Raw genomic sequence first — 10,227 nt, 5'->3', positions numbered from 1 at the left:
GGCCGCGGCGGGCGGGGCGGCGGCGTTCCCGTCGGCGTTCCCGGCGGGGGCGGCGTCGGCGGGGGCCTCGGCGATGAGTTCTTTGAGTTTCCGTGCGGTCTCCTTCCCGCCGGGGGAGCATTTCTTCAGGCTCTTCTCGGAGCCGTCGGCGATCGCCTCCGCGTACCGCTTGCAGTCGTAGCCGCAACTCCCGCAGTCGAGCTGCGCCATCGCGGCCATGAGCCTCCGTTTGAGCGGCTTGCCCTCGGCCAACTCCATCCGCTCCTCCATCGGCAGCGCGTCGTCGTGCCAGGGGAAGTCCTCGTCCTCCGCTTCCGCCTCCGCCTCCGCGGCGGCGTCCCCGGCGGGTCCCTCGGCGACCAGCCCCTGCACCGCGGCGGTCGCGGCCGCGGCGGCCGGGCCGCCGGCGTTTTGCAGGCCGACCCAGCCGGCGAGAAATCCGTTGAGCCAGGCCCGCTGCTCCATGTCGAACGGGGCGGTGTCGGGGATTAAGGAGAACGGCGTCGGATGAAGTTGGGACATCGGTGCGGGCCGGGGGGAAGAACGAAGGAGGAGAAGTTCCGTCAGGCCGCGGCGAGCGGCGGCGTATATCCGGACGCGGCTTTGAGGTCGTCGTCGGAGCGGCGGGCGACGAAGTCGGCGAAACGCTCCTCGCCCTCCCGCTCCCGCAGGTAGTGCTCCAGCAGGTTGCAGACGAGCGGCGGGATGTCGTCGAAGGCGACCTCGCCGAACAGCGACCGCCCGACCGCCTGCCGGTCCGCGTAGCCGCCGCCGACGACCAGCTCGTAGCCCTCGACCATGTCCTCGCCGCGCTCGACCTTCGTGCCGCGGAAGCCGATGTCGCCGATATAATGCTGGGCGCAGCTGTTCGGGCAGCCGGTGAAATGAATGTTGATCGGCACGTCGAGGTCGATCCGCTCGTCGAGGTACGCCGCGAGGGTCATCGCCTGCCCCTTGGTGTCCGCGGCGGCGAATTTGCAGCCTTTATTCCCCGTGCAGGCGACCAGTCCGCTGCGGACGCTCGACGCCCGCCAGTCCAGCCCCAGGTCCACAATCGCGGCCTGGGCGGCTTCCAAATCCTCGTCGGCCACGTCGGGAACAATGAGGTTCTGCCAAACCGTCAAGCGAATCTTGCCGGAGCCGTAGCGGTCCGCGACGTCCGCCAGCCCGCGGACCTGTTCGCAGGTCATCCGGCCGACCGGCAGCACGACGCCGATCCAGTTCCGGCCCGCCTGCTTCTGGGGGTGAACGCCGACGTGCGCCCAGCGGTCCGGGGGCTCGGGGAGGCGATAGACGGCGTCGTCCGCTTTGCGGAGCGGCCGGCCGAGCTCCTCCTCCACCGCCTCGATAAACTTGGGGAAGCCCCAGTCGTCGAGCACGTATTTGAGTCGGGCCTTCTTCCGGTCCGTGCGGTCGCCGTTCTTGATAAAGACCCGCAGAACCGCGTCCGCGACGGGCACGCATTCCTCCGGCGTCAGCAACACACCGGTGTGGCGGGCGAAATCTTTGTGCCCGGTGATCCCGCCGAGCGTCAGGCGATAATAGACGCCGGCGGGAACGTCGTCCGTCGCCGTTTCCTCGGGGACCGTCACCGCTTGGAAGCCGACGTCGTTGGTGTCCTCCAGCGTGGCGATCCGGCCGCCGCCGTCGAAGCTGATATTGAACTTCCGCGGCAGGCCGTACAGCTCCCGGTGATTGGCGATGTGATAGTGCATCTCCTTCGCGATCGGCAGCGTCTCGATCAGCTCCTGCGGATCGAACCCGCTGGTCGCCGCGGCGGTCACGTTGCGAACGTTGTCCCCGCCGGAGCCGCGGGGGACGACGCCCAGTTCGTTCAACGTCTCTAAAACCAGCGGCCCCCGGTCGGCGGGGATTTCGCGGATCTGCAGATTCGCTCGCGTGGTGCAGTCGAGGTAGCCGCCGCCGGAGGTCTCCGCGAGGTCCGCCAGCCCGCGGAACTGCCAACTCTTCAGTTCGCCCCCCGGGATGCGGAGGCGGCACATGAACGAGTCCTGGTTCGGGGCGACGTAAAAGAGCCCCTGGAACTTATAGAGGAACACGTCCGTGCCCTTCGGGTACTCCCCCGCGGCGGCGGAGGCCTTCATCTGGCCCCACATGTCGTAGGGGTTCTTGTCCCGTTTGGCCTGCTCCTCCTTGCACAGCTTTTTGCCGTCCGCGAGGAACCGGTTCTGAGCCTCCGCGTGGATCGGCGTGAGTCCCGGCGCCGGCGGGCCGGCGGGGGCCGCTTCGAGCGCGGCGCCGTTCGGACCGACCTGAATCACGCTGCCGGCCCCGTTCTGCGACCCGGCGGCGCTGTCGGCCAGCACCGGCAGGCCCCGCAGCTTGCGGGCGACGTCCGCCCCCAGAGCGAAGCCCTGGAGGTAGGTTTGCTGCTCGCCGTTGAACCCGTTCGTCTCGGTCATCGCACTGATCGCGGTGGGAATCGTCTTGGTGGTAATAAAATCCGCCGATCGGTCGGACCGGGACGTCCCCGTCCCGGTCCGACCGGCCGCGTCACGCGGGGGCGGGAGCGGGCACGAGGCCGCGGGCCTGCTCGTCGCGGGTCCGCTCTCCCCGGGCCTTTTCGAACTCGGTGCGGGCGGCGGTTTCCGCCTCCGGGGCGAACCGCACGGCGAAGGCGAGGAACGAGACGCAGGTCACGACCCCGCCGAGGATCAATAAGGCCGTCGGCCACCAGGCGGTGTCCGTCTTGAACAGGAACCCGGCCGCGACGGCGCCGGCGTTCCCGCCGGCCCCCACGACGCCGGCCACCGAGCCGAGACACTTCTTGTTGATAAACGGCACGACGGAGAACGTGGCGCCCTCGCTCATCTGCGTGAACAGGCTGAACAGGATCAGGGCCGGGATCGCCCAGACCAGGGCGCTGGTCCGCGAGAACAGCATCAGGGCCAGCCCCTCGACGAACAGGGCGGCGAACAGCCATAAGACCCGGCCCCGCAGGCCGGCCTTCCCGCCGAACAGGTCGCCGAAGTAGCCGCCCAAACTGCGGGCGAACAGATTCATTAACCCGAACGCCGCCGCCGCCATCCCGGCCGCCTTCAGACCCATGTCGAAGTTGTCCGCGAAGTGCAGCGCGGCCATGTTGTTAATCGTCAGCTCGACGCCGAAGCAGGCCCCGTAGATCACGAACAGGGCCCACACCCGATAGTCCCGGCAGGCCTCGGCGAACGTGCCGTTCGTGCTGCTGGCCGGCGGCATTTTGCCCGCGGCCCGGAGCTCCTTGAGGTTCCCCTCCGGCGCGTCCTGCGTGAGGAAGTAATACGCCACGCCGGTGAGGAAGCAGACCACCCCGGCGAGGAACATGCTCGCCCGCCAGCCCCAATAATCGCTGAACCCGAACGTTCCCACGAACAGGGACGTCATCACCAGCGGCATCACGAACTGCGTCACCCCGCCGCCGAGGTTGCCCCAGCCGGCGGTCGTCGCGTTCGCGGTGCCGACCACGTTCGGGGCGAACATCACGCTGGTGTGATATTGCGTGATCACGAAGCTGGCGCCGATCGCCCCGATCGCCACCCGAAACGTCAGCAGCGTTTCAAAATCCTGGGCGAAGCCCACGCCCATCACCGGCAGCGACCCGAAGATTAAAAGCCCCGTATAACACAGCCGCGGCCCGATCCGGTCGCACAGCCAGCCGATCAGCAGCCGGGCGAACACCGTCACCGTGACGGACCCGATCATTAACCAGCCGATCTGGTCCGGCGTCAGGCCCATCTCCTCCCGCACCACGGCCATCAGCGGGGCGATGCCGAACCAGGCGAGGAAGCACAGGAAAAAGGCGAACCACGACATATGGAACGCCCGCATCTGCGGCGTGGAGAAATTGAACAGGTCGATTTTCGTCGCTTTGCGGGGCGGCGAAACGTCGACGGGAAGCGGTCGGCCGGCGGGGTCGGACACGGGAGAGAACTCGATGAGGAGGAACTCGAACGCGAGGAGGGAACGGGGCGAGCGATTCGGGAAGCGGCGACGTCGACGCGCAGCGCCGCGCGCCCGGTCGAGGCCGAACGGCGCGGGGACCGCCGCGTCCGTGCGGGGCCGGAACGGCGTCGCCGATTAGTTCACGTCGGGGGACAGCCGGGCGGCGCAGGCCTTATACGCCGGCTGACGCGAGTACGGGTCGAACTGACCGTCGGTCAGTTGATTCGTTTCCGGGTAGTGCATGGGGAGGAACAAACAGCCCTCCGGCACGCCGCCGGTCACGAAGGCTTTGGCTTTGATCGAGCCGCGTTGGCTTTCCACCCGCACCGGTTGATCCGGGGCGATCTTGAGCCGGCGGGCGTCGCGGGAATTGACCTCGACGTAGACCGCGTCGGGATACAGCTTGCGGAGCACCGCGCTTTTGGCGGTGCGGGTTTGCGTGTGCCACTGACTGGCGCTGCCGCGGCCGGTCAGCAGGGTGAACGGGTACTTGCCGCCGGCCGGCTCGGGCAGCGGGCGGGGCTCCTCGAACAGAAACCTCGCCCGGCCGTCGGGATGATAAAACCGGCCGTCGGCGAACAGCCGGCGCTCCGGCTCCGGGTCGGCCGGCGCCCCGTCTGTCGGCGGGGGAAACGGCCACTGGATTCCGCCGGCCTCGTCCAGGTGGCGGTAGTCGCGGATCCCGCTGAAATCACAGGGCGTACCGGCCGACAGCCGCTTCAAGATCTGGAACGCCGCCTCCGGGTCGGACCATTCCTCGAACAGTTCCCCGCAGCCCCAGCGGTCGGCGACCGCCTTAAAGATGCTGAAGTCGTCCAGCGCCTGCCCCGGGGCCCGCCGCACCTTCTTGAGCAGCCCGATCCGCCGTTCGGAGTTAATAAAGGTGCCTTCCTTCTCCCCCCACCCGGCGGCCGGCAGCACGAGGTCGGCGATCTGCGCCGTCTCCGTGCTGTGATACATGTCCTGCACCACGAGAAAATCGAGCCGGCCGAGCACGTCGTCCAGCTGGTTGCGGTTGATCCAGGAGTGAGCCGGATTCGTGGCGATCACCCACAGGCCGCGGATCTTTCCTTTGAGAATTCCTTCGACGATCTCCGGGTAGGCGAGGCCGTCCTGCTGTTGAATGCGGTCCTCGGGAACGTTCAGTAGGCCGGCGACTTCGGCCCGGTGCTCCGCCTTTTTGAAGTCCCGGCCGCCCAGCAGCCCGGTCGTGTTGCTGAACAGCCGCGAGCCCATCGCGTTGCACTGGCCGGTGATCGAGTTCGCCCCGGTCCCGGGCTTGCCGAGGTTCCCCGTCAGCAATTGAAAGTTGATGATCGCCTGGGCGGTGCGGACGCCCTGGTGGCTCTGATTGACGCCCATCGTCCACCAGCAGGAGACCCGCTCCCGGGCCCGGATCCGCAGGGCCGCGTCGACCAGCGTCTCGACCGGCAGGCCGGTCTCCTGGGCGACGCGTTCGAAGGGGAACGCCTCGACGAACTTCGCGTAGGCCTCGAAGCCGGCGGTGCGCTGCGCGACGAACTCCCGGTCGATCCAACCGTTTTGGATAAAGTAATTGGCGAGACCGTAGAAGAAGGCCTGATCGCTTTTGGGTTTCGCCGGCAGATGGAGCGTGGCGTTCATCGCCGTCTCCGTCGCCCGCGGGTCGAGGACGAGGATCTCCGGCTTGCGTCGGTTCCGCATCACCCGCTCCCACATGATCGGGTGGGCCAGACAGGGGTTGGCGCCGACGAAAATCAGGCAGTCGCTCTCCTCATAGTCTTGATACGTGTACGGCGGGGCGTCGAAGCCGAAGGCCTGTTTATAGGCGACGACCGCCGTCGCCATGCACTGGCGGGTGTTGCCGTCGCCGTGCACCAGGCCCATGCCGAACTTCGTCAGCGAGCCGAGTAACGCCATCTCCTCGGTCGGGATCTGGCCGGTGGAGAGGAACGCGACGGACTCCGGCCCGTGCTCCCGTTGGATGGTTTTAAAGCGGTCGCAGAAGGCGTCGAGGGCGACGTTCCAGTCGACCGGCTTCAATTTGCCGTGGGCGTCCTTGAGCAGCGGCGTGGTCGCCCGGTCGGGGGCGTCGAGGACCGACAGCGCCTCCCAGCCCTTCGGGCAGGCCATGCCGAGGTTCACCGGGTACTCGGCGGTCGGGGTCAGGCCGATCGCCCCGCCGCCGCCGGGTTCGCCGTTCGGCCCGTCCTTTAAATGCACGTTCAGCCCGCACCCGGTCGAGCAGTACCCGCAGACCGCCGTGGTGGTGCGGTCCGGCCGGTTCACGACCGGCAACTGGCCCAGGCCGAAGCGGCCCGGTTCGCGGAGCAGTTCGCGGGTCAGCCGGCCGGTTTTGGCCCGCAGCATCCCGGTCGCTTTGCCGATCAGCCCGTCCCCCTCGGGGGTGAGGTCGGCGAGGACGTTGCGGGGTTTCAGCGGTTCAAGGGAGGCGCTCATACGGTCATCCCCCCGGGCATTTTTTGACGGACGACCGCGGAGAAGAACAGGTAACGCTCCGCCAGCTCCCCGCCCAACGTGAGGAGGAACGCGGCGGCCGCGGCGTATAAAGTCCCCCGGGCCTCCGCCGGCGGATCGGCGGCGGCCAGCAGGGCGGGGATTAACACGCCGCCCAGCAGGCCGAGGACGAACCGGGCCGCAGTCGGGCCGCGGAGGGCGGTCGTCATCAACACCGCCGTCCGCCGCATCGCGGTGAATTGCAGGTCCCGCAGGTGTTGGAAGACCGCGACTTCGAAGATCAATTTGCAGGCCGTCGCCGCCGCCAACGCGATCGCCAGCGGCCGGGTGAGGTCGTCGCCCCAGGCGCCGTCGGCGGGCGTCGCGGAGCCCAGCAGGTTCGCGGCGGCCAGGTTCGCCGACAGGGCGCCGGTGAGCAGCGTGGCGGCGAGGCCCAGCACGACGGTCGAGCCGAGGAACCGCAGCGTGGTGCGGGGGCCGTTCCAAAACTCCCGGCGGACGACGACGTAAATCATCGTGCTGCACAGCACGCCCAGCAGCCCGGCGCCCACCACCGCCCAGCCGAGGGCCCGCGGGAGCCAGTCGGAATCGGCGTAGAACTCCGGCCGCAGCCAGGTCAGCCCGGCGTAGAGAATCGCCAGCGGGGCGAAGAGGCCGAAGGCGACGATCTCCCGGCTCAGCCAGGAATGTTTTAATCCGATCGCCGCCCGAAACGCCAGGTGCGGCCGGCCGAGGTGCAACGTGCTGGCGCCCAGCGCCAGCAGGCCCCAGGCCAACGAGAAGAAGGCGTGCACCGGGTCCGGCAGCGCCCGCCCCTCGCCCCCGTAGAACTGGCCCCGCAGGAGGAGTTCAATCAGAAACGCCCCGACCGACAGCTGCGTGAGCACCAGCATCACCGCCAGCGGCCAGTGGGCGTGCTCCTTGCGGACGGAGTAATAGTCCGCCGGCAACAGGTTCCGGGGGAGCGCCCGCTTCGTCTTATAAACGGTCGTGGGCAGCGTGTAGTCCGGGTCCGGGGCGCCGGGCAGAAAGGCGTTCGCCTCCGCCTGTTCGATGACGGCGTCGCGGTCGACGATGCGGATGGCGATCGCCTCGTGCGGGCAGGACTGCACGCAGGCGGGGGCCTCGCCGGCCTCCAGGCGCCCCGTGCACATGTCGCACTTGCGGACGATCCCCTTGCCGGCGTGATATTTCGGCACGTCGTAGGGGCAGGCCAGCGTGCAGTACTGGCAGCCGAAACACTGGTCGTCTAAATGGCGCACCACGCCGGTGACGGGGTCCTTTTCATAGGCGTCGACCGGGCAGGCCTTCAAACAGGCCGGCTCCAGACAGTGATGACAGGCCGTGGTGACGTGCTGCAGGGCCGGCGACCCCGCGGCCCCTCCGCCGCACGTTCCCCCGCCGGCTTGGCCCCCGCCGTGCAGCAGGCCGACTTCCCGCCACGCCTCGCCCTCGTCGAGGCCGTTCAGACTATGGCACGCCGTCACGCAGGCCTTGCAGCCGGAGCACCGGTCCAGGTCGACCTCGAACCCGTATTGTTGCCCCGGCCCCGGGCCGGTCGCGGGCAACAGCGATTGATAATAACGGCTCTGCTCCGGCCGGTCGGCGTCGACGTGCCGTTGGGAGAACCGTTCGACCGCGGTGAGGTCCGCCTGCCGGGCCAGCAGCGCCGAAATTAAATCAACGCCCCGCTCCGCCGGCGCCCCGTTCAGCCCGTCGGCCGGGCCGGCGCCCGATTCGGGCGGACGGCCGAGGACCGGCAACGCATATTGAACGGGCGCCGACATACGGGCGAACCGGATCAGGACGGAACGAGGCGACCGAACCGTCCGGCCGCTGCCGCTCCGAAATTGCACGCCCCGTACCAATCCCGTCAGGTCGCCTCAAAACGCCGGTTTACGCTGCGTTCCGCCCCCGAATTCGTTCGCCTTCTCCGCAACCGCCTTCGGCAATCCGAAGCCGGTCGCGGCCATCCGCAACGGATCATGACGCTTTGATTCATGCGGTTTCAGCGCCGCTGCGTCTTTCGCAGGCGCCCTTTCGGGCTCCGAGGTCCCGCCAAACGACGCGGCCCGGACGCGGAAGGCGTCCGGGCCGCGGGGCCGGTCGGCGGGGTCGCCTGCGGGGAGGCGGGCCGGGCGGATCAGTAGTTGAAGGTCGTCTGGAAGTAGAAGAACTCCCCGTCGTCTTCGGCCTGGACGAAGCTGTCCTCAGCAAAGTCGCCGTACCAGAAGTGCGCGTAGCCCGCCTGGAAGCCGAGGTTGTGGTTCACGTTGTAGTTCGCCACCAGGTCCAGCTCCGTGCCGATCTCCCGGCCGGCGTCCAGCGGGCCGAGGCCGACCTGGGCGACGTTGTAGAGGTAATCGTCGCCGGAGGCTTTGCGGAACAGGTGGTAGCCGCCGGTGACGGTCAGCTTCTTCGTCGGACTGACCGAGGCGAACAGGGCGTAGTCCAGCAGGTTCTGCCCGTTGAGGTTGTCGATGATGCCCCAGTAGGCGTGGGCCAGCGGGTAGTAGGTGTAGAAGGTGTTGTTCTCGCCGTCGTTCGGGTCGTCGTCGCCGGAGCCGTAGTAGAACAGGGCGCCGAGGCGGGGCTTCCAGGCCAAGGCGTTCCAGGTGTGGCCGCCGCTGACGTTGAAGAAGGCGGCGGAGACGTCTTCGCCGTCGTCCTCGCCGAACTGATAGCCGCCCTGCACGTCGTAGTCCCAGGTGCGGACGGCCTTGCCGGCGACGCCGTCGCAGCCGGCGACGCAGACCTCGTCGCACCCGCCGGCGAAGACGGGCACGGTTCCGGAAAGGCGGCCGCCGACGAGGTGCCGCTCGCCGTCGGCGGCGCGGGGCGAGGGGATCGAGGTTCCCAGCCGCGACAGTTCGTTCTGCTGATCCTGGTACAGATAGAACAGGTCGGCGGCGGCGGTGTCGGAGAGGGTGCGGTTCAGCCAGACGCCGAAGAGGGGCTTGTCCTCGTCGTCCTCGTCGAAGCGGTCCTCGTCGAAGCCGCGGCTGCCGGCGGCGCCGTTCACCGGGGTGAGGCGGAACACGTCCAGCCGCCAGTCGTCGGCCTGGTGGATGTACTTGTAGCCCTCGAAGTTCCGGCGGGTGTTCGACCAGTCCAGCGGGGAGAGCAGGTGCTGGTCGCCGTACAGAATCTCCTGCCGACCGAAGCGGAACGTGCCCTGACCGGCGGCGACGTCGTACAGGTTCAGGTCGACGAAGGCGTTGAGCAGGTCCCAGCGGTTCTCGTCGATGATCAGTTCGTCGATCTCGCTGCCGGCGTTGTAGGCGTTGATCGTTTCGACGTAGCCGCGGACGTACTGGGTCTCCAGGTCCGCGTAGATCCGGTTCCGGTAGAGGTTATAGGTCGTCGGGACCTCCCCCGCCGGGCGGAGGCGGTTCTGCTCGTCGTGGGCCCGGTGCCGCACCTGCCCGCCGGTGGACAACGTGGCGCCGGGGAACTGCGTCAAGCTGACGAGCTTCATGTCCTCCCCGAAAACGTAGGGCGGCTTGCCGACGTAGTCCGAGAAGTCGTTGTTGTAGAACAGCGGCTTCCACGGCGAAGGCGTGGCCGTGACCGGCCCCGCGGCGCCGGGGCCCAGCGGGATCCACGACGCCCCGGGGGGCCGCCCCTGCGGGCCGAGGGAGCCGTCGGCGGAAAACGCCCCGGCGGTTGCGGTGGCGACGTCCCCGGAGGTCTCCGGCGCCGGAGCGGGGGCCGGCGGTGAGGACTGGGCGAACGCGGCCCCGCCGCACAGCAAGGTCAGGGCGGCGCCGCGGGCGATTCCGCGGGAGATCTGGGGGGTCAACACGGCCGACTCCGTTCGGCGGCGGG

At 68.7% G+C, this 10,227-nt stretch carries 6 protein-coding genes; all 6 read right to left on the bottom strand.

Going from position 1 to position 10,227, the window contains the following annotated elements; all coding sequences use genetic code 11:
- Nucleotides 1-522 (bottom strand): (Fe-S)-binding protein (locus tag ACG2DA_RS19700; protein WP_395257998.1); only part of this gene is annotated, 522 nt, incomplete at its 3' end.
- Nucleotides 523-563: 41 nt separating this feature from the next.
- Nucleotides 564-2,423: a NirA family protein gene (locus tag ACG2DA_RS19695; protein WP_395257996.1), complete on the bottom strand. Its 1,860-nt coding sequence runs from the start codon at nt 2,421-2,423 to the stop codon at nt 564-566.
- Nucleotides 2,424-2,514: 91 nt separating this feature from the next.
- Nucleotides 2,515-3,828, bottom strand: a complete 1,314-nt coding sequence (locus ACG2DA_RS19690; RefSeq protein WP_395258002.1) for an MFS transporter — start codon at nt 3,826-3,828, stop codon at nt 2,515-2,517.
- A gap of 249 nt (nt 3,829-4,077) precedes the next feature.
- Nucleotides 4,078-6,291 (bottom strand): molybdopterin oxidoreductase family protein, encoded by a 2,214-nt coding sequence (locus ACG2DA_RS19685; RefSeq protein WP_395258000.1) that lies wholly within the window; start codon nt 6,289-6,291, stop codon nt 4,078-4,080.
- 86 nt (nt 6,292-6,377) lie between these two features.
- Entirely contained in the window at nt 6,378-8,186 is a 1,809-nt protein-coding gene (locus tag ACG2DA_RS19680; protein ID WP_395257994.1) for a DmsC/YnfH family molybdoenzyme membrane anchor subunit, read from the bottom strand.
- A 356-nt stretch (nt 8,187-8,542) separates the two neighbouring features.
- Nucleotides 8,543-10,204 carry an alginate export family protein gene (locus ACG2DA_RS19675; RefSeq protein ID WP_395257992.1) on the bottom strand — a complete coding sequence of 554 codons (1,662 nt, stop codon included), beginning with the start codon at nt 10,202-10,204 and terminating at the stop codon, nt 8,543-8,545.
- Between the last annotated feature and the right edge of the window lie 23 nt (nt 10,205-10,227).

The sequence above is a fragment of the Alienimonas sp. DA493 genome, from assembly GCF_043951915.1.
Classification (GTDB): Bacteria; Planctomycetota; Planctomycetia; order Planctomycetales; family Planctomycetaceae; genus Alienimonas.
This window is presented reverse-complemented; position numbering and strand designations above follow the sequence as displayed.